Genomic DNA, 18,988 nt, shown 5'->3' on the forward strand with positions numbered 1-18,988 from the left:
ATCGGTCACACGGCACCGGAGTTGCGGCGGTCCGCCGCGGGCCCCGCGGCCTTCCGCCGCTGCACGTCGGCGCTCCCGGCCTGCTCGGCGGGGGCGGTGCCGGGCGCCGCGGGAAGCCCGGCGGGGGCGGGGGCAGCCCCCGGAACGCCCATGTCCCGCGGGCGGTGCGGCAAAGACAACCGGAAGGAGGTTTTCGATCTTGAGCGAGGGTGCACCAAGATCGAAAAACGAATGACGTGGCGAAGTGGCGCTGCCGTACGAACTCATGATCGATGGCAAAGGCATTACGGTCGTCGGTCTTGCCGGCAGGCGCCGCGTGGAGGCCGCACCGGCCGGTGACTCCGGTCGATGCGGCCTGGTGTTCGGGAACTCGGCGAGCGCCGCGGCGTATTCGGGTCACGGCGTCGATCCCGGCCTTCCCCTGGGCGGGTTCGCACCCCGACCGCGACCGGGCCGTCGGCCGGAAACCCGCGCCGCCCCCGTCAGCCGACGCCGTGGGCGCCGTCCGCCGCTATCGACGGTGCCGCGCGCGTCGGGATGCCGTCCGGCGGGGCCACCGGGAGGCCGGCCGCACGCCAGGCCTGGAAGCCGCCGGCCAGATCCGTGGCGCGAGGCAGGCCGAGAGCGTGCAGGGAGGCCGCCGCCAGGGTCGAGGCGTAGCCCTCATTGCAGACCACCACCACCGGCAGGTCGTACGACACCGCCTGCGGCAGGCGGTGCGTGCCGGCCGGATCGAGCCGCCACTCCAGCTCGTTGCGCTCCACGATCACCGCGCCGGGAATCGTGCCGTCCCGGTCCCGCAGCGCCCCGTAGCGGATGTCCACAAGCAACGCCCCCTCGCGGGCCGCCGCGGCCGCCTCCGCCGGGTCCAGACGGTGGTAGGTCGCCCGGAGCGCGGCCAGCCGCTCGTCCAAGGACACCGCCATCACCACTCCTCGGGGCGCTCGACCAGTTCCAGCCGGAAGGTGCTGCCCTTGCGGCTGTAGCGGCGGATCAACGGCAGCGGCGGGTAGTACGCGTGCACCGACACCGCGTGCGTGCCGGGCGAGCGGTTCTCCACCTGGTGCACATGGTGCCGCCCGAACGCCCGACCCTCGCCTTCCGGCAGCACCCGGCTGCGGTCGAGGCCGTCGGCCAGTTCGAGCGAACTCCAGCCCTCGGCGGGCAGCGGCACCGCGAGGGACTGCTCGGTCAGCTCCCCCGCCGCCGTCACGAACACGCCGTACGAGCCGCCGTGGTCGTGCCAGCCGGTCTCGGCGCCGGGCGGCCAGCCGATCAGCCACGCCTCGGCCCCGGCAGGGCCGGCCAGCCGCACCCAGGTGCGGCCCTCCGGGTCGAGGGGAAGATCGCGGACCAGTGCGGTGTCCGCGGCGACGCGCTTGGCGAAGTCGAGCAGCTCGGAGGCGCTGGGCGCCGTCTTCGAGGTGAGCGAAGGCTTCGAGAGCAAGGGTTACCACCCTGGGGGTATGTGCCGCGGCTGCATCACGCGGCGGGGTGAACGGCGGGCCGGAGGCGCGCGTCAGCGCGCGGCCGTACACACGCAGCCGGCGTACCGGAGGAGGTCCAGGTGGACCCTCCGGTGCAGTCGGAGCGCGAACACGTTCACGCTCCGAGCGAACCATGGCGCACCCGCGCGGGTCAACTCACCCGCGCCCACCCGGGAACGTGCATTCCCTCACACCCCGGCCCACCCGGCCCCCGCACCCCGGGGGCGCCCCTTGCCGAAGGCGGCAACCACCCAGGGGCGCTGGGGGTACCCCCAGGCGAAGCTCTGGGGGCGGAACTGCGCGCGCAACCACCCAGTGGCCGGTGGTCCGTCTGCGACAGCAACAGCCCCTCCGGGCCGGAGACGACCCGCACCCCCGGTGGGGGCTTGTCGCGCAGTTCCCCGCGCCCCTGGGGTGGTGCGGTTCGTCGCCACACGACGGCCGTACGCGGCTGGCCGCGCCGTTCTCCCCCAGGGCTTCACCTGGGGGTGCCCCCACGCGCCGCTGAGGGGCGCCCTTGCGGAAGGCGGCAACCACCCAGGGGCGCGGGGAACGGCGCGCGCAACCGGCCACCGGCCGGTGGTCCGGGGGCGACAGCAACAGCCCCTCCGGGCCGGAGACGACCCGCACCCCGGTGGGGGCTTGTCGCGCAGTTCCCCGCGCCCCTGGGGTGGTGGCGGTCGTCGCCACACGACGGTGGGTGGTGGGCCGGGGGCGACAGCAACAGCCGCTCCGGGACGGAGACGACCCGCGGCCCCGGTGGGGGGCTACCGGTGGTGGTGGGCGTGGGCCGGTGGGGGGGCGTCTTCGTCGTCGGGGAGTTTGCAGACGCGTTCGAGGAATATGGCGGCCGCCACGACGGCGATGCCGGCGAGGAAGGCGAGGCCGGAGTAGACGGCCTGCTGCCGGCGCGGGTCCATGTCCAGCTTGTACATGATGAGGTAGACGCAGGCCCCGCCGTACATGCCGGCGACGAGCGAGGCGACCAGGGCGCTGGCCTGCGCGAAGACCACGGCCCGGGCGGCGGCCAGCGGGTCGACGCCCTTGGCGCCGGGGCGCCGCTCGCGCTGTGCGCGCAGCCGGGAGCGCAGCGAGAGGGCCGTCGCGAAGAGGGCCGCGGCGATGACCGCCAGGACGATGGGCGCGGCCACGGGAACACCGGGGAGCGTGCCGACGGTGTCCCACAGCCGGGCGACGGACCACGCGATCACCAGCGCGATCGCGAAGAGCCCGGCCAGCATCCTGATCCGCAGTGTCCTCACCGAGTGCCCGCTTCCACGTCGTTGTTGTCTACCGGTCGCAACGATTACTCGGGCAGCCGGAGTTCCACGTCGTCGCGCCGCTGGACGCCCTGCCGGCCGACGGCCGCGAGCAGTTCCGCGACCGGGCCGCGGCCGGGGACGACAGCGGACGGGTCGACGTCGTACCACGGTACGAGGACGAAGGCGCGCTCATGGGCGCGGGGGTGGGGCAGGGTGAGCACCGGGTCGTCGGAGACGACACCCTGGTAGGCGATGATGTCGACGTCGATGGTGCGCGGGCCCCAGCGCTCGGTCCGCACCCGCAGGAAGGCCTCCTCGATGGCGTGGGCGCGCTCCAGCAGCGCGACCGGCGGGAGCGTGGTGCGGATGAGGACGACGGCGTTGAAGTAGCCGGGCTGGGAGCCGGGGTCGACGCCCCACGGCTCGGTCTCGTAGACCGGGGAGACGGCCTTGACCCGGACGCCCGGGGTGTCCTCGAGGGCGTCCACGGCGCCTTGGAGCGTCTCCAGGCGGTTGCCGAGGTTGCCGCCGAGGGCGATGACGGCCGTCCTCGGGTTATGCAGGGTGCTGTCCGCCGCGTCGACCGCGGCGACGACGGAGGCGGGTACGGGCTGCACGGTGGGGTCTGCGGACTGCTCCGGCCATTCGGCGGTCACGGGCGCCTCCGGGTGATGGTCACGGTCACGTCGTCGAAGGGCACGGTGATGGGGGCGTCGGGTTTGTGCACGGTGACCTCGACCTCCTGCACCGCCTCGTGCCCCAGGCAGGTGTCGGCGATGCGCTGGGCAAGGGTCTCGATGAGGTCGACGGGCTCGCCGGACACGACGGCTGCGACCTCCTCGGCGACCACACCGTAGTGCACGGTTCTCCCGAGGTCGTCACCGGCCGCCGCCGGCGAGGTGTCGAGGCCCATCACCAGGTCGATCACGAAGACCTGGCCGTTCTCCCGCTCATGCTGGAAGACCCCGTGGTTTCCGTGCACCTTCAGGCCGTGCAGCGCGACTCGGTCCACCGTCACTCCTCGTGTTCCGCTTCTTCGGTCTCGTCCTCGTCCTCGGCGAGCACCGGCGAGCCGTGGTGCACCCACAGCCGCCAGCCCTCCGCGGTGCGGCGGAAGACGTTGGTGGCCACCACCAGGCCGCCGACGAGGGAGCCGGCCGAGCCGTCGTCCTCGGCGGGGCCGCCGGTGAGGATGTTCTCGGTGCAGGTGACGACGGCGGCGTCACCGTCCACGCCGACCTCCACGTCGGTGAGGAAGAACTGGATGTAGTCGGTGTTGGCCATGATGAGCGCGAAGGACCGCATCACCTCGCGGCGCCCGCGCAGCACGGGCCAGCCGGGGTGGACGACGGCGACGGACTCGGCGAGCGGGCCGTCGAGCACCACCGCCTCCAGCGCGTCGAGGTCGGAGTTCTCGACGGCGTCGTAGAACGCCTGGTTGGCCCGCTCGACCGCGCGCGCCTCCGCGGTGCGCGGCGTCATACGCCGGCCCCCGCGGCGGCCTCGATGGCCCGCGCGACGCGTACGGCGTCGGCGCTGGCCTGCACCTCGTGCACCCGGACCGCCCAGGCGCCCTCGCGGGCGGCGATGGCGGTGACGGCGGCGGTGGCCGCGTCGCGTTCCCTTGCGGGCGGTGGATCGCCGGCGCCGTCGGCCAGGACCCGGCCGAGGAAGCGTTTGCGCGAGGCGGCGACCAGCAGCGGCCGGCCGAGTGCGCGCAGCGCGCCGAGGTGGGCGAGCAGGGTGAGGTCGTGGCCGGCCTCCTTGGCGAAGCCGAGGCCGGGGTCGAGGACGATGCGCTCCGGGGCGACGCCGCCGGCCACCGCTCGGTCGAGGCTGCCGCGCAGCTCGGCGACGACCTCGGCGAGTACGTCGGCGTAGACGGCGCGGTTGTTCATGTCGATGCTCTGGCCGCGCCAGTGCATGACCACGAAGGGCACGCCCGCCGCGGCCACCACCGGGATCATCGCCGGGTCGGCCTGCCCGCCGCTGACGTCGTTGACCAGTACGGCCCCGGCGGCGACCGCCTGCTCGGCGACGCCGGCCCGCATCGTGTCGACGCTGACCAGCACCCCGGAGGCGGCCAGTTCGCGGACCACGGGGATCACCCGCCGCAGCTCCTCCGCCTCGTCGACCCTGGCGGCCCCCGGGCGGGTGGACTCGCCGCCGACGTCGACCATGTCGGCGCCCTCGGCGACCAGGTCGAGCCCGTGCTTGACCGCGACGTCCGGGTCGAACCACCGCCCGCCGTCGGAGAACGAGTCGGGCGTGACGTTCACCACGCCCATGACCGCGCAGCGGTCCCACTCCGGCAGTCCGACGGGTCCGGTGGGACCCAGGTGGGTACTCATGCGCCCAGCGTAGGCGGTAGGGGTCAGGCGACCGCACTCCGCTTGCCCGAGTCCCCCGACAAGCGGGTGCCGGCGCCGGGCTCGGCCGCGTACCCCGTGCGGTGCCGGTGCGGGGGCCGGGCGGCGCGCCCCGGCAGGAAGCGCTGGACGAGGGCGGGCAGCGGCAGCGACAGGGTGACGAAGCCCTCGGCCTGCATGATCGCGAAGCCGATCCTCGGCAGGTCGCGGGAGTTGGGGAAGACCAGGAAGCGCGGCACCCAGTCGGGCTGGAATTTGGCGTTGAACTTGTACAGCGACTCGATCTGGAACCAGCGGGAGAGGAAGACCAGCAGGCCGCGCCAGCCGCGCAGCACGGGCCCCGCGCCGATCCGCTCGCCGCGGGCCAGGGCGGAGCGGAACATCGCGAAGTTCAGCGACACCCGGACCACGCCGAGCGCCGGCGCCTGCTGGAGCGCGGCGACGATCAGCAGCTCGTTCAGGCCGGGGTCGGCGCTGCGGTCGCGCCGCATCAGTTCGAGCGACATGCCGTCCGTGCCCCAGGGCACGAAGTGCAGGACGGCCCGCAGGTCGCCCAGCTCGGGGTGCGGGGCGCCGGACTCGCGGTCCTTGTGGGCCGTGACGACGACGCAGTCGCCGTCCAGGTCCTCGCCGAAGCGGCCGAGCGCCATGGAGAAGCCGCGCTCGGTGTCGGTGCCGCGCCAGGCGTCGGCGGCGAGCCTGACCTTCTGCTTCTCGCCCTCGGTCAGCTCCCGCACCCGGCGCACCCGGCAGACGTAGCCGGAGCGCTCGATGCGCTTGACCATCTGCCGCACATTGCGCATGGCGCGGCCTTCGAGGGTGAAGTCCGCCGCGTTGACGATGGCCTCGTCGCCGAGTTCCAGCGCGTCGAGGCCGGTCTCCCTCGTCCACACCTCGCCGCCGGTCTCGCTGCATCCGACGACGGCGGGCAGCCAGGCGTGAGCGCGGGCCAGTTCCACGAACCGCTCGATGGCGCCCGGCCAGGCCTCGACGTCGCCGATCGGGTCGCCGCCTGCCAGGGCCACGCCCGAGACCACCCGGTAGCAGACCGCGGCCTTGCCGCTGGTGGAGAAGACCACGGACTTGTCGCGGCGCAGCGCGAAGTGGCCGAGCGAGTCGCGGGCGCCGTGCCGGGCCAGCAGGGCGCGCAGCCGGTCCTCGTCGGCCTCGCTCAGCTCGGCGACCGGGCGGGCCGGGCGCAGCGCGAGGTAGACGGTGGAGATCGCGATGAGCAGGCCGAGGCCGCCCAGTGAGTAGCCGACCAGGTCGTTGACCCGGTCGCTGGTGTAGGCGACGGGTCCCTCGACGCCGAAGAGGCCGAGCAGTACGTGCTCGCAGCGGTCGAGCAGGCCGGGGTTGCCGCGCTCCGAGGCGGGGTGGGCGCTGGTGATGACCAGGCCGAGGGAGAAGGCGACCGTGCTCAGGCCGACGAAGTTGAGCAGCGCGCGCCAGCGGGTGCGGGGGTCGGACAGCGCGGTGAATTCCCGCCGGTTCCGCAGCAGTACGCCCATCAGCGCGAGGGACACGCCGACGCCGAAGAGGGAGTGCCGGTAGATGAGCTGGGTGGCGGCGCCGACCGGCAGCAGGGCGACGGCGGCCCACCAGGCCCGCTGCTTCCCGCGTTTGAGTGCGTGCGCCAGCATCAGCAGCAGGATGCCGGTGACCACGGAGGTGGCGGCGGCGAGCGAGCTGACGGTGCCGGGGAAGACCGCGGCCATGTGGTGCATGCGGCCGTTGCGGAAGGCGGGGAAGACCGCCGACACGACGTCGAGCAGGCCGATCACCGCCGTGGCGGACCCGATGATCTTGGGCACGGCCGAGGACCGCACCGGCCAGCGGTGGCGGCGTGGGGCGGGCTGCCGCTCAGCGGACATCGTCCACCGCCGGCGGAACCCGGACCGGGCTTTCGCCCTCTACCAGTACGGACATGGGTCCCCAAACCACAGCATCACCGAAAATCACGGGTATATCCCGCAATCTGCTCCAGAACGAAGAATTTGCGTCCTCTAGGACGCGAACTCTGCCGTCCGGGTTCCTTCCCGGTCGGCGCGACTGGATGCCGACGCAGAAAGTACACCTGCCGACATGGGTCTCACGAGTGAGAAGGTGCTGCTGGCCGCCGCGCTGCTCGCCACAGCGCTGTTCGCCGCCACCGTGTGGCTGTGGCCGCGGCTGGCGCGGCGCGGCCCGCTGCCGGTGCTCGGCAGGGTCGGCGTGCTGCTGGCGACCCAGCTGTCGCTGATCGCGGCGCTGGCCCTGGTGGCGAACGACTCCTTCGGCTTCTACGCCTCGTGGGCCGACCTCCTGGGCCGGGACACCGCCCCCGGCGTGGTGCTCGACCGCGCGGGCGGGCCGCCGGCCGACGGTGCGGTTCAGGTACTGGGCACCGTCCACACCGGCGGCCCGGGCGGCACGGTGCCGCGGATCGGCGGCCGGATCCAGCGGGTCGCGATCACCGGCGGCGTGTCCGGCATCACGACGACCGCGTACGTCTACCTGCCGCCCGAGTACTTCAGGCAGCCGCGGCGGCGCTTCCCCGCGGCCCTGGTCCTCACCGGCTACCCGGGCACCGCGGAGGCGCTGTACGGGAAGCTGAGGTATCCGGCGGTCGCGGCCGCCGAGGTACGGCGGGGGACGGCCCGCCCGATGGTGCTGGTCATGATGCGGCCCACCGTCGCGCCGCCGCGCGACACGGAGTGCACGGACGTGCCGGGCGGCCCGCGGACCGAGACGTTCTTCGCCACCGACCTGCGGAGGTCGCTGGCGACCCGCTACCGGGTCGGCACGGACGCGGCGGGCTGGGGAGTCATCGGCGACTCCACGGGCGGCTACTGCGCGCTCAAGCTCGCGCTGCGCGACCCCGGCTGCTACGGGTCGGCGGTGGGACTGTCCGCGGACTACGGCGCCCCGAAGGACGCGACGACCGGGGACCTCTACGGCGGCGACGCGGACCGGCGCCGCGGGAACGACCTGATGTGGCGGCTGGGCCACCTCCCGCACCCGGCGGTGAACCTGCTGGTAACCAGCAGCCGGCACGGCGAGCACGACTACCGGGCGACCCTGCGCTTCATCGCGCTGGCCGGCGGGCCGACCCGGGTGTCGTCGATCATCCTCCCGAGCGGCGGCCACAACTTCACCACCTGGTCGCGGGAGATCCCTGCCGCCCTGGCGTGGCTGAGCGCCCACCTCTCGGCGTGAGGGCCCGGGGGGAGGGGGTGTCGGCGCCTACGCAGCGGTTCCCGCCCGCTGCCTCAGCCGCCGCTTCCTCAGCGGCCGTCTCAGCGGCCGTCTCAGCCGCGGCCGATGATCAGGCTCATCGCCTCGGAGCGGGTGGCCGGGTCGCGCAGCTGGCCGCGCACCGCGGAGGTGATCGTCTTGGCGCCGGGCTTCCGTACGCCCCGCATGGTCATGCACATGTGCTCGCACTCCACGACCACGATCACGCCCCGCGGTTCGAGTATCCGCATCAGCGCGTCGGCGATCTGCGTGGTGAGGCGTTCCTGCACCTGCGGGCGGCGGGCGTAGACGTCGACCAGCCGGGCCAGCTTCGACAGGCCGGTGATCTTGCCGCTGGAGGCGGGGATGTAGCCGACGTGTGCGACGCCGACGAAGGGCACCAGGTGGTGCTCGCAGGAGGACATCACCTCGATGTCCTTGACCAGCACCATCTCGTCATGCCCGAGGTCGAACGTGGTGGTCAGCACATCCTCCGGCTCCTGCCACAGGCCGGAGAAGATCTCCCGGTAGGCGCGCGCGACCCGTTCCGGGGTCTCCCGCAGGCCCTCGCGGTCGGGGTCCTCGCCGACGGCCAGCAGCAGTTCGCGTACGGCGGCAGCGGCCCGCTTCTCGTCGAATCGGTTGATCTGGCTCTCGCCGTCGAGTGTCACGGGGTCCGTCATGGTGCCTCGTTCCTGCTGCTGGTGGGGTCGGCCGGTGCCGCGACGACGAAAAGGCCGCGACCCCAGGGTAAAACCCCGGGGTCGCGGCCTTCATTCCGGGACGAACCCGGACCTGCAGCCTGTCAGCTGTCGGACCTGCCGTCCTCCGGCAGGTCGACGGGCTCCACCGCCGGCTTGGCCGTGGAGATGGCCGCCGGGCCGTTGCCGTTGGCGGGCTGGACGCCGTTGGTCAGCGCCAGCTCCTTCGGCGAGAGCACCGGGGGCCGGGTGGACGGCGTACGACGGGCGGAGCCGGTCCAGGCCGGACGGGCCGGGCGCTTCACGATCGGGGCGAAGATCTCGGCGATCTCCTCCTTGTTCAGCGTCTCCCGCTCCAGCAGGGCCAGCACGAGGTTGTCGAGGACGTCGCGGTTCTCGACCAGGATCTCCCAGGCCTCGTTGTGCGCCGTCTCGATCAGCTTCTTGACCTCCTCGTCCACCAGCCCGGCGACCTCTTCCGAGTAGTCGCGCTGGTGGCCCATCTCACGGCCGAGGAAGGGCTCGGAGTCGCTTGAGCCGAACTTGATCGCGCCGAGGCGCTCGGTCATGCCGTACTGGGTGACCATCGCGCGTGCCGTGGTGGTGGCCTTCTCGATGTCGTTGGACGCGCCGGTGGTCGGGTCGTGGAAGACCAGTTCCTCCGCCGCCCGGCCGCCCATCATGTAGGCGAGCTGGTCGAGCATCTCGTTGCGCGTGGTCGAGTACTTGTCCTCGTCGGGAAGCACCATCGTGTAGCCCAGGGCGCGGCCGCGGGACAGGATCGTCACCTTGTGCACCGGGTCGGAGTTCGGCGAAGCCGCCGCGACCAGGGCGTGTCCGCCCTCGTGGTACGCGGTGATCTTCTTCTCCTTGTCCGACATGATGCGGGTGCGCTTCTGCGGCCCGGCCACGACGCGGTCGATGGCCTCGTCGAGGGTGCCGTTGTCGATGAGCTTCTTGTCACTGCGTGCGGTGAGCAGCGCCGCCTCGTTCAGCACGTTGCTCAGGTCCGCACCGGTGAAGCCGGGGGTGCGGCGGGCGACGGCCATGAGGTCGACGTCCGGCGCGATCGGCTTGCCCTTCTGGTGGACCGTGAGGATCTCCAGGCGGCCCTGGAGGTCCGGCGGGTCGACCGCGATCTGCCGGTCGAAACGGCCCGGGCGCAGCAGTGCCGGGTCGAGGATGTCGGGCCGGTTCGTGGCGGCGATCAGGATCACGCCGCCCTTCACGTCGAAGCCGTCCATCTCGACCAGCAGCTGGTTCAGGGTCTGCTCGCGCTCGTCGTGGCCACCGCCGAGGCCCGCACCGCGGTGCCGGCCGACGGCGTCGATCTCGTCGACGAAGACGATCGCCGGCGCGTTGGCCTTGGCCTGCTCGAACAGGTCGCGCACCCGGCTGGCGCCGACACCGACGAACATCTCGACGAAGTCGGAACCCGAGATCGAGTAGAACGGGACGCCCGCCTCACCGGCGACGGCCCGTGCCAGCAGGGTCTTGCCGGTGCCAGGACGGCCGTAGAGCAGCACGCCCTTGGGGATCTTGGCGCCGACGGCCTGGAACTTGGCGGGCTCCTGGAGGAACTCCTTGATCTCCTGGAGCTCTTCCACCGCCTCGTCGCAGCCCGCGACGTCGGAGAACGTCGTCTTGGGGGTGTCCTTGGTGATCAGCTTGGCCTTGGACTTCCCGAACTGCATGACGCGAGAGCCGCCGCCTTGCATCTGATTCATCAGGAAGAGGAAGACCACCACGATCAGGACGAAGGGCAGCAGCGACAGCAGGATGCCGAGGAAGGCGTTCTGCTTCGACTGCGAGACCGTGTACTTGTCCGGGAGCTGGACTCCCGGGACCTTGCCGTCCACGATCCGCTGCAGGTCGGCCGCGATCGCGGCGCCCTGGTCGCCGATGTAGCTGGCCCGGACCTTGGAGCTGCCCTCGATCTTGGTGCCGTCCCTGAGCTGGACCTTGATGGAGTTGTCGTCTCCGGTCGTCAGCTCGGCTGATTTGGCCTTGTTGGTATCGATCGCTTGCAAGACCGCGCCGGTGTCCACCGTCTTGTAGCCGCCGCCGGAGCCGACGACCTGCATCAACACGACCACGGCGAGGACAGCCAGCACGATCCACATCACTGGCCCACGGAAATAGCGCTTCACGTCCATCCATGCGGGGCGAAACCGCCCCGTCCCTCCTGCCACAGTGAGGCACCTACGCCCGTGGAGGGCGCGTGCATCCGGTGTTGTAATGACCCGACCTTCGGACGGTACCCCAGCATTGTCACCCGAGGGCGCCGCCGACTGTTAACCAACCCGCTTTCCCCTGCTCCAACGCCGCGACCCCGGCATCGGTTCCCCGGCAGGGCCGGGGGGCCGTTCAGCCGCCGTAGACGTGCGGGGCCAGGGTGCCGACGAAGGGCAGATTCCGGTACTTCTCGGCATAGTCCAGGCCGTATCCGACGACGAATTCGTTGGGAATGTCGAACCCGGTGTACTTCACGTCGAGCTCGACCTTGGCCGCCTCGGGCTTGCGCAGCAGGGTGCAGACCTCCAGGGAGGCCGGGCCGCGCGAGCCGAGATTGCTGATCAGCCAGGACAGTGTCAGCCCGGAGTCGATGATGTCCTCGACGATCAGCACGTCCCGGCCGGCGATGTCGGTGTCCAGGTCCTTGAGGATGCGCACCACCCCGGACGACTTGGTTCCGGCTCCGTAGGAGGACACCGCCATCCAGTCCATCGTGACCTCGCTCGACAGGGCGCGGGCCAGGTCCGCCATCACCATGACGGCGCCCTTGAGCACGCCCACGATGAGCAGGTCCCTGCCCGCGTAGTCCCGGTCGATCTCCGCGGCGAGCTCCACGAGCTTCGCGTCGATCTCTGCCTTGGAGATGAGCACTTTCTCCAGGTCGGTGCCCATGTCGGTCTCGTTCACTGCCTGGTACGTCCCTCAGCTGCTCGGGTCCACGTCGGCGCGTCTACGACGGCGAGAACACCAGTCTGCCATTGGCCCTCAGCACGGCGACGCCGCCCGGCAGGTTGAGCGCCTTCTGCCCGTGCCAGCCGGTGACCAGGCGGTCCACCTCCTCGATGTGCCGGGCGAAAAGGAACCCTGGCGGCGAGCCCGCGGCGATGGCCGTCCTGCGCATGACCCTGCGGCGCACCGCCGCGGGCAGCGCGGCCAGCCGGCGTACGTCGAGGCTGCCGTCGTCGCCCGCCGCGTCGGCCTGGGCGTCCGCCGCCCACTGGTCGAGCGCGTCGGCGTCGTCCCTCGACAGCTGGGCGGTACGGGCCAGCGCCTCGACGACACCCTTGCCGAGGGATTTCTCCAGCACCGGGAGCGCCTCGTGTCTGACCCGGGACCGGGTGTAGGCGGGGTCGTGGTTGTGCGGGTCCTCCCAGACCGTGATGCCCTGGGCGAGGCAGCCCTGCCGGACCGTGTCGCGGTCGAGCAGCAGGAAGGGCCGCCGGTAGCGGCCACCCGCCCCCGAGACCGCGGCCATGCCGGAGAGCGAGCGGATCCCGGAGCCGCGGGCGAGCCCGAGCAGCACCGTTTCTGCCTGGTCATCGCGGGTGTGGCCGAGCAGGACCGCCGCCGCGCCGCGCCGGTCGGCCGCGGCGTCGAGCGCCGCGTACCGGGCGTCGCGGGCGGCGGCTTCCGGGCCGCCCTGGCGGCCGACGGTCACGCCGACCGCGTCCACCGGGTCGAGGCCGAGCGCGCGCAGCCGCCCGGCCACTTCCTCGGCGCGCACGGCGGAGCCGGCCTGGAGGCCGTGGTCGACGGTGACCGCGCCGGCGCGTACGCCGAGCCGCGGCGCCTCGAAGGCGAGCGCGGCGGCGAGCGCCATGGAGTCGGCGCCGCCGCTGCACGCGGCGAGGACCACCGGGTGCGGGTCGGCGGACGAGTTGAGGACGTCGTGCAGGACGCGGCGGACCGCCAGGCGTATCGCCGCGACCGTGGGGTGGGGTCCCATGTCCGGTTCCCTCCTGAGGAGGCTGTGAGCGGGAGCTGAAACGAGGGGAGATGACGCAGGGTATTGAGATGGTGACAGAAGTCCGGGCATTACCCGAGCATCGCACGCCCTACCCTGCGTTTACGGTCCCTCGGAAGGGTGAACCGGGGGCGTGAAAGAGCGTCAGCCGACAGTTCCCTTCGCTCCGACTTCCTCCTCCCGCCCTCCGCGGACGACCTCGTCCCTCGGCCGGCCACTACGGGCGCTCGCTCGTCAGCCGTCGGTACGCCGGTGCACACGCGCGACCCAGTCGGCGGGTTTGCCGATCTCCGCCTTGGTGGGCAGCGTGTTCGGCGACGTCCACACCTTGTTGAAGCCGTCCATGCCGACCTCGTCCACCACGGCCCGCACGAACCGCTCGCCCTCGCGGTACTGCCGCAGCTTGGCGTCCAGGCCGAGCAGCCTGCGCAGCGCCTGGTCGAGGCGCCCGGCGCCGTTGGCGCGGCGGCGGCTGAACTTCTCGCGGATCTCCGCGACGCTCGGCACCACGTCGGGCCCGACGCCGTCCATCACGTAGTCGGCGTGTCCTTCGAGCAGCGACATCACGCCGGTGAGCCGGGCCAGGATCTCCCGCTGGGTGGGCGTCTGGACCAGGTCGACAAGGCTGCGGCCGTCGTCCGGCGCGTCGGTGCCCTCGGCCTCCCCCGCCGCCCCGCCTGCGTCCCCCGCGGCGTCCTTGGCGCCCTCCTTGCCGTTGGCGCCGGTGAAGGACTGCACGGCCTGCCTGACCCGCTCGATCACCGTGGAGGCGTCGAGCTCGGTCTCGCCGAGGAACGACTGGATCTCGCCCTCGATGTGGTCCCGCAGCCACGGCACGGCGGAGAACTGCGTGCGGTGGGTCTCCTCGTGCAGGCACACCCACAGCCGGAAGTCGTGCGGGTCCACGTCGAGCTCCCGCTCGACCTGCACGATGTTGGGCGCCACCAGCAGCAGCCGGCCGGCCCGCGACTCGCCGGGCCCCGGCTTGACCGGTCCGGCCGGCATCTCGCGGCTGGGCGGCGCGAAGGTCTCGTACTGCCCGAGCACCCGCGAGGACAGGAAGCTCAGCAGCATCCCGACCTCGACCCCGGTGACCTTGCCGCCGACCGTGCCGAGCACCGCCCCGCCGGGACCGCCGGGCCGCCGCGCCTGCATCTTGACCAGCAGCGGCTTGAGGACCTCGCGGAAGCCGGCCACATTGGCCTTGACCCAGCCGGCCCGGTCCACGATCAGCACGGGGGTGCCGTGCGGCGGTACGTCCCCGTCGCCGTACATCCGGGTGAATCCCCGGACGTGCGCCTCCGACTCCTGCGCGTGCGCGCGCAGCTCGGCCACGATCGCCCGGGCCTCGTCCCGGCTCACCTCAGGCCCCGGCCGCGTCAGCCTCTGGGCTGTCGCCACGGCGAGGTTCCAGTCGACCATCTCGCTTCCACCGATGCTCGTCATGTCTTCACGGTACGTTGCCGGTCCGCGCTTTGGGGCATGCCGCAGAAGCGGAAGGGCGGGCCGGGGGACATTCCCCCGGCCCGCCCCTCGGCGGTTCCTGACGCGCTAACGCGTTCAGTGGCCCGGCCCGTGCTCCTTGAGCCGGCGGAAGGAGTCCTCGATCTCCGCCTCGGCCTCGGCGCGGCCCACCCAGTCGGCGCCCTCGACGGACTTGCCGGGCTCCAGGTCCTTGTAGACCTCGAAGAAGTGCTGGATCTCCAGCCGGTCGAACTCGCTCACGTGGTGGATGTCGCGAAGGTGCTCCACCCGCGGGTCGGACGCGGGCACGCACAGCACCTTGTCGTCGCCGCCGGCCTCGTCGGTCATGCGGAACATGCCGATCGCGCGGCAGGTGATCAGGCAGCCAGGGAAGGTCGGCTCGTCCAGGATGACCAGCGCGTCCAGCGGGTCGCCGTCCTGGCCGAGGCTGTTCTCGATGAAGCCGTAGTCGGCGGGATAGCTGGTCGAGGTGAAGAGCCTGCGGTCCAGGCGGATACGACCGGTCTCGTGGTCCACCTCGTACTTGTTCCGCGAACCCTTCGGGATCTCGATCGTGACGTCGAACTCCAAGGCCCTACTCCTCCATGATCAGCGCATACTGCGGGTGATTAAGTGTCTCCCACGCAAGTGGGTGGTCGCGAAAGGGGCTGGTCGGGGGTGCCGCACGGCAGGACAGTGCAGGTAGTGGCGATATCCGCGGCGATAGGCGCGCTGGTCGCCGCGGGTGCGGTGGTCGCCGCGGGGCCGTGGGACGGCGGCCAGCGTAGGGCCGAACGGTCGCTCGCCGCCGCCAGGGACGGGCGTACCGCCGCTCCCGCACCGCGCTCCGCCGCCGCAGTGCCGCGGCCGCGCGCCGCGCCTCCCGCGGCATCGGCCGCGCCGGTGCTCGCGGCCGCGGACGGCGGCCGGCCCGACAGCGCGGGGCTGGCGGCCAGGCTCGCGCCGCTGATGGCCTCGCAGGACCTCGGGACGATACGCACGGGGGCGGTCCTCGACGTCGCGAGCGGGAAGCTGCTCTACGACCACAAGTCGGCCACCGCCTCCACCCCCGCGTCCACGACCAAGCTCGCCACCGCCGTCGCCGCGCTGGGCACCCTCGGCGGCTCACGGACCCTGACGACCGCCGTCGTCGCGGTCGGCGCGAAGCGCGTCGTGCTGGTCGGCGGCGGCGACCCGACCCTCGAACTCGGCGACCTCGCCGCGGACACCGCGGCCGCGCTGCACGCACGCGGCACCACGTCCGTACGGCTCGGCTACGACACCTCGCTGTACTCAGGCCCCCTGCTGCACCCCATCGGCCCCAACGAGAACCTCGCGCCGGTCAGCGCGCTGATGGTGCGCGAGGGCCGCCTCGACGGCAGCACGAGCGGGCCCGCTTCCCGGTCCGCCGATCCCGCCCAGGACGCGGCCGAGTCCTTCGCGGACCTGCTGGCCTCCCACGGCATCACCGTCACCGGCGATCCGGCGCCGGCGAGCGGCGCGGGCGGCACGCGGCTGGCCGTGCACCGGTCGGCGCCGCTGAGCGAGCTGGTCGAGCGGATGCTCACCGACTCGGACAACGACCTCGCGGAGGCGCTGGCCCGGCAGGTGGCGCTGGCCTCGGGCCGCCCGGCGAGCTTCGCCGGGGACGCGAAGGCGATTCCGGCGGCCCTGCGGAAGTACGGGGTGCCGCTGGGCAACGCCGTCTTCGCCGACGGCAGCGGGCTCGACCATGTCGACGCGCTGTCGCCCGCGGTCCTCACCCGGATCCTGGCGTTGGCCGCGTCGCCCTCCCACCCCGAGCTGCGGCCGGTCATCACCGGGCTGCCCATCGCGGCTTTCAGCGGGACGCTGGCGGCCCGCTTCCACGGCGACGCGGGGGCGGGCCTGGTCCGGGCGAAGACGGGGACGCTCACCGGCACGAACACGATCGCCGGGGTGACGGTCACCCCGAAGGGCCGGGTGCTGGCCTTCTCCTTCATGACGCAGGGCGCCCCTTCGGCCACCGCGGCCCAGTCCGCCCTCGACGCCCTCGGCTCGGCCGTCTCGGGCAGCTGACGGCGGGGCTCCGGGCCCCGGGGGAAGGCGGCGGGTTCCTGGGCCCCGGCAGGACGCGCGGAGCCGTCAGAAGCCGCGGGTGCGCTTGGCCGCGCGGCGGGGGCGGGTCGGGCCCGGGGTGGGCAGCGCGAGGCGGGCGATCTCGTTGCCCAGGTTGACGCCGATGGCCAGCGCCAGCGCGATGGCCGCCGCCCGGGTGAGCTGGGTGAAGCCCTGGTCCGTGTGGTTCTGGGTGAAGGCCAGCAGCCCGAAGTAGGTGGCGGAGCCGGGCAGCAGCGGCCCGATGGCCGCGGTCACGTAGGGGAGGACGGACACGTAGCGGTAGCGGGCCATGAGCTGCCCGAAGAGCCCGACGAGGCCCGACGCGGCGGCGGTGGCGGCGACCTGGTTGCCGCCGGCCTGCTGGTGGAGGACGCCGTAGACCGTCCAGGCGACACCGCCGTTGAGCGTGGCGAGGAGGAGCACCGCCCGCTCGCACTGGAGCAGCACCGCGAAGGCCAGGGTCAGCACCATCGCGGCGACCAGCTGCACCCACGGGTGGTCGTAGGCGCGGATCGCCTGGTCGGGGTTGAGGTCGGCGCCGAACTTGACGCCCGCGTAGAGGATCAGCGTGACGCCGATGACGATGCCGACCACGAGGTAGACCACTTCGAGCAGCCGGGCCGACGCGGTGATGTAGAAGCCGGTCAGGCCGTCCTGTACGGCGGCGACCAGCGCGCGGCCGGGCAGCAGCGCGAAGAGCCCGCCGGTGATCACGGCCGAGGACTGGACGCCGGCGGCGCCCGGGATCCAGTGGGCGCGGTCCACCACCACCCCCATCGCGGCGGCGGGCATCGCGGCCACCGCGAACTGGTAGAACTCCGGGATCCCGCGCCCGGCCAGCACCCACGCCAGCCGGTCGCCGAGCATCGCGCCGAGCCCGGCGGCCAGGAAGATGATCAGATTGCCGCCGACCAGCAGGCTGGCCGCGCCCGCGAGCAGCCCGGCGGCCCCGGTGAGCAGCCAGCTGCTGTACGGGTGCCGGTTGCGCCGGATGTCGGCGAGCCGCCGGTAGGCGTCCTCCAGCGTGACCTCGCCCGCGGAGACGTCGTCGACCAGGTGGTAGACCGCGGCCAGCCGGGTGTAGTCGGTGCCGCGCCTGCGGACCGTGCGGCTCATGGTGAGCGGCGTGTCGGTCAGCGAGGGCTGGTGGGAGATGCCCAGCAGGGTGAAGGTGACGTTGGGCTCCACCCGGGCGAGCCCGTAGGCGTAGGCCACGCCGAGCATGGCCGCCTCGACGTCCTCCGCGCCCTCGCCGCCTGCCAGCAGCAGCTCGCCGATGCGCAGGGTGAGGTCGAGCACCCGCGGCACCGACAGGGTGTGTCCCGGCTCCTGCCGGTCGAAGGCGACGTCGGGCCCCGGCCGCTCGGTGACCGACAGCCGTACGAAGGACCGCATCCGGTCCTGCCAGCGGGCGTCGTCCGGCGGCAGCGCGACGACGGGGAAGCCCTCGGGCGGGGTGAAGGCCGAGCCCTGCGCGTATGAGCCGTGCGGCACGCTGGGGCCGTACGCCCACGGTTCGAGGTCCGGTTCGCGCTCCTCCCCCGGTCCTGGGCCGTCCGTCACCGGCCGTCCTCAGTTCTTCTGCGCGCGGTGCCGGCCGCCGCGCGGCGCGGCGATGATCTCGGGGTCGTCCACGTCGTCGGCCGTCGGCGCGGCCCCCTGGCCGCCGCCCGCCGCGGTCCTGGCCTTCGCCTTGCCGCGCGAGCGCAGGTACTCGATGCCCAGCGGCACCACGGACACCAGCACCACCAGGACGAGGATCGCCTCGATGTTGTCCTTGACGAAGGTGATCTGGCCGAGCCAGTAGCCCAGCAGGGTGACACCGGCGCCCCACAGGGTGCCGCCGATGACATTGAAGGTGGCAAAGGTGCGGTAGTTCATTCGGCTGACGCCTGCGACGATCGGGGTGAACGTTCTGATGATCGGCACGAAGCAGGCCATCACGATGGCTTTCGAGCCGTGCTGCTCGAAAAACCCGTGGGCCTTCTCGATGTTCTCCATCTTGAACAAGCGCGAGTCCGGCCTGCTGAAGAGCGAGGGTCCGACCTTGCGGCCGAACAGGTATCCGACCTGCTGCCCCGCCACCGAGGCGAGCGCGATCAGCGGGGCCACCAGCCACAGCGGCCGGTCAAGGGTGCCGCCGGCGACCAGCAGACCCGTCGTGAACAGCAGCGAGTCGCCGGGCAGGAAGAATCCGATCAGCAGCCCCGACTCCGCGAACACGATCAGCAGCACGCCCCACAGGCCGTATGTGTTGATCAGGTGGTCGGGAGAGAGCCAGCTCGGACCGAGCGCGAGGTTCATCACGATCCAAAAGTATCAATGCAGTGTTGATACAAACGTTCCGCAACCTGCGAGTAGTGGACTACGTTCTCCGCAGCGTCATCCGTGCACCACCGCATGTCCGGAA

18 protein-coding genes are annotated in these 18,988 nt (G+C 72.5%); 2 read left to right on the forward strand and 16 right to left on the reverse strand.

The annotated features are described in order from the left end of the window. Positions 1-482: 482 nt before the first annotated feature. From ACGFMP_RS26300 to ACGFMP_RS26335, 8 genes are all read right to left on the reverse strand, one after another. Positions 483-926 (reverse strand): rhodanese-like domain-containing protein, encoded by a 444-nt coding sequence (locus tag ACGFMP_RS26300; protein ID WP_393675458.1) that lies wholly within the window; start codon positions 924-926, stop codon positions 483-485. Beyond that, complete coding sequence (locus tag ACGFMP_RS26305; protein WP_393675459.1) at positions 926-1,447, reverse strand: cysteine dioxygenase; 522 nt, start codon at positions 1,445-1,447, stop codon at positions 926-928. The genes ACGFMP_RS26300 and ACGFMP_RS26305 overlap by 1 nt, the downstream gene beginning before the upstream one ends. 807 nt (positions 1,448-2,254) lie before the next feature. After that, positions 2,255-2,749, reverse strand: a complete 495-nt coding sequence (locus ACGFMP_RS26310; RefSeq protein ID WP_393675460.1) for a DUF3180 domain-containing protein — start codon at positions 2,747-2,749, stop codon at positions 2,255-2,257. 44 nt (positions 2,750-2,793) lie between these two features. Continuing rightward, positions 2,794-3,405 carry a 2-amino-4-hydroxy-6-hydroxymethyldihydropteridine diphosphokinase gene (gene folK / locus ACGFMP_RS26315; RefSeq protein ID WP_393675461.1) on the reverse strand — a complete coding sequence of 204 codons (612 nt, stop codon included), beginning with the start codon at positions 3,403-3,405 and terminating at the stop codon, positions 2,794-2,796. Then, a complete protein-coding gene (gene folB / locus ACGFMP_RS26320) occupies positions 3,402-3,761 on the reverse strand; it encodes a dihydroneopterin aldolase (protein ID WP_393675462.1) in 360 nt (119 codons plus the stop codon). The genes folK and folB overlap by 4 nt, the downstream gene beginning before the upstream one ends. Positions 3,762-3,763: 2 nt before the next feature. Then, entirely contained in the window at positions 3,764-4,231 is a 468-nt protein-coding gene (locus ACGFMP_RS26325) for a nuclear transport factor 2 family protein (protein WP_393675463.1), read from the reverse strand. Continuing rightward, positions 4,228-5,100: a dihydropteroate synthase gene (gene folP, locus ACGFMP_RS26330; protein WP_393675464.1), complete on the reverse strand. Its 873-nt coding sequence runs from the start codon at positions 5,098-5,100 to the stop codon at positions 4,228-4,230. The genes ACGFMP_RS26325 and folP overlap by 4 nt, the downstream gene beginning before the upstream one ends. Positions 5,101-5,123: 23 nt before the next feature. Beyond that, positions 5,124-6,992 carry a phosphatidylglycerol lysyltransferase domain-containing protein gene (locus ACGFMP_RS26335; RefSeq protein ID WP_393675465.1) on the reverse strand — a complete coding sequence of 623 codons (1,869 nt, stop codon included), beginning with the start codon at positions 6,990-6,992 and terminating at the stop codon, positions 5,124-5,126. Between the two features lie 211 nt (positions 6,993-7,203). On the opposite strand from ACGFMP_RS26335, the gene ACGFMP_RS26340 reads away from it, so the two are divergent. After that, positions 7,204-8,316 (forward strand): alpha/beta hydrolase, encoded by a 1,113-nt coding sequence (locus ACGFMP_RS26340; RefSeq protein WP_393675466.1) that lies wholly within the window; start codon positions 7,204-7,206, stop codon positions 8,314-8,316. Positions 8,317-8,408: 92 nt separating this feature from the next. Here ACGFMP_RS26340 and folE read toward each other — a convergent pair whose 3' ends face one another. The 6 genes from folE to ACGFMP_RS26370 form a co-directional block, all read right to left on the reverse strand. Next, positions 8,409-9,017 (reverse strand): GTP cyclohydrolase I FolE, encoded by a 609-nt coding sequence (folE, locus tag ACGFMP_RS26345; protein WP_393675467.1) that lies wholly within the window; start codon positions 9,015-9,017, stop codon positions 8,409-8,411. Between the two features lie 122 nt (positions 9,018-9,139). Beyond that, positions 9,140-11,191, reverse strand: a complete 2,052-nt coding sequence (gene ftsH, locus ACGFMP_RS26350; protein WP_393675468.1) for an ATP-dependent zinc metalloprotease FtsH — start codon at positions 11,189-11,191, stop codon at positions 9,140-9,142. Positions 11,192-11,402: 211 nt separating this feature from the next. Then, positions 11,403-11,957 carry a hypoxanthine phosphoribosyltransferase gene (gene hpt / locus ACGFMP_RS26355; protein ID WP_393675469.1) on the reverse strand — a complete coding sequence of 185 codons (555 nt, stop codon included), beginning with the start codon at positions 11,955-11,957 and terminating at the stop codon, positions 11,403-11,405. Between the two features lie 43 nt (positions 11,958-12,000). Beyond that, positions 12,001-12,996, reverse strand: a complete 996-nt coding sequence (gene tilS / locus ACGFMP_RS26360; protein WP_393675470.1) for a tRNA lysidine(34) synthetase TilS — start codon at positions 12,994-12,996, stop codon at positions 12,001-12,003. A gap of 252 nt (positions 12,997-13,248) precedes the next feature. Continuing rightward, positions 13,249-14,460, reverse strand: a complete 1,212-nt coding sequence (locus ACGFMP_RS26365; protein ID WP_393675471.1) for a zinc-dependent metalloprotease — start codon at positions 14,458-14,460, stop codon at positions 13,249-13,251. Between the two features lie 114 nt (positions 14,461-14,574). Beyond that, on the reverse strand, positions 14,575-15,069 hold the full coding sequence (locus tag ACGFMP_RS26370) for an inorganic diphosphatase (RefSeq protein WP_033173553.1): 495 nt from the start codon (positions 15,067-15,069) through the stop codon (positions 14,575-14,577). Positions 15,070-15,183: 114 nt separating this feature from the next. Between ACGFMP_RS26370 and dacB the strand changes: the two genes are divergently transcribed. Then, positions 15,184-16,536: a D-alanyl-D-alanine carboxypeptidase/D-alanyl-D-alanine-endopeptidase gene (gene dacB / locus ACGFMP_RS26375; RefSeq protein ID WP_393675472.1), complete on the forward strand. Its 1,353-nt coding sequence runs from the start codon at positions 15,184-15,186 to the stop codon at positions 16,534-16,536. 66 nt (positions 16,537-16,602) lie between these two features. On the opposite strand, the gene ACGFMP_RS26380 is transcribed toward dacB, so the two are convergent. Beyond that, positions 16,603-18,141, reverse strand: a complete 1,539-nt coding sequence (locus ACGFMP_RS26380; RefSeq protein ID WP_393675473.1) for a threonine/serine exporter ThrE family protein — start codon at positions 18,139-18,141, stop codon at positions 16,603-16,605. A 9-nt stretch (positions 18,142-18,150) separates the two neighbouring features. Beyond that, the gene (locus ACGFMP_RS26385) at positions 18,151-18,882 is read right to left on the reverse strand and encodes a DedA family protein (protein ID WP_393675597.1); all 732 of its coding nucleotides are present in this window, start codon (positions 18,880-18,882) and stop codon (positions 18,151-18,153) included. Positions 18,883-18,988: the final 106 nt, after the last annotated feature.

The sequence above is a fragment of the Streptomyces sp. NPDC049040 genome (assembly GCF_043197715.1).
GTDB lineage: Bacteria > Actinomycetota > Actinomycetes > Streptomycetales > Streptomycetaceae > Actinacidiphila.

What these genes read in the sequence shown, in the direction of transcription:
- ACGFMP_RS26385 (WP_393675597.1), bottom strand. Translation starts at nt 18,882, where the DNA reads ATGAACCTCGCGCTCGGTCCGAGCTGGCTCTCTCCCGACCACCTGATC.
- folE (WP_393675467.1), bottom strand. Translation starts at nt 9,017, where the DNA reads ATGACGGACCCCGTGACACTCGACGGCGAGAGCCAGATCAACCGATTC.
- ACGFMP_RS26300 (WP_393675458.1), bottom strand. Translation starts at nt 926, where the DNA reads ATGGCGGTGTCCTTGGACGAGCGGCTGGCCGCGCTCCGGGCGACCTAC.
- ACGFMP_RS26365 (WP_393675471.1), bottom strand. Translation starts at nt 14,460, where the DNA reads ATGACGAGCATCGGTGGAAGCGAGATGGTCGACTGGAACCTCGCCGTG.
- ACGFMP_RS26335 (WP_393675465.1), bottom strand. Translation starts at nt 6,992, where the DNA reads ATGTCCGCTGAGCGGCAGCCCGCCCCACGCCGCCACCGCTGGCCGGTG.
- ACGFMP_RS26340 (WP_393675466.1), top strand. Translation starts at nt 7,204, where the DNA reads ATGGGTCTCACGAGTGAGAAGGTGCTGCTGGCCGCCGCGCTGCTCGCC.
- folP (WP_393675464.1), bottom strand. Translation starts at nt 5,100, where the DNA reads ATGAGTACCCACCTGGGTCCCACCGGACCCGTCGGACTGCCGGAGTGG.
- ftsH (WP_393675468.1), bottom strand. Translation starts at nt 11,191, where the DNA reads ATGGACGTGAAGCGCTATTTCCGTGGGCCAGTGATGTGGATCGTGCTG.
- tilS (WP_393675470.1), bottom strand. Translation starts at nt 12,996, where the DNA reads ATGGGACCCCACCCCACGGTCGCGGCGATACGCCTGGCGGTCCGCCGC.
- ACGFMP_RS26325 (WP_393675463.1), bottom strand. Translation starts at nt 4,231, where the DNA reads ATGACGCCGCGCACCGCGGAGGCGCGCGCGGTCGAGCGGGCCAACCAG.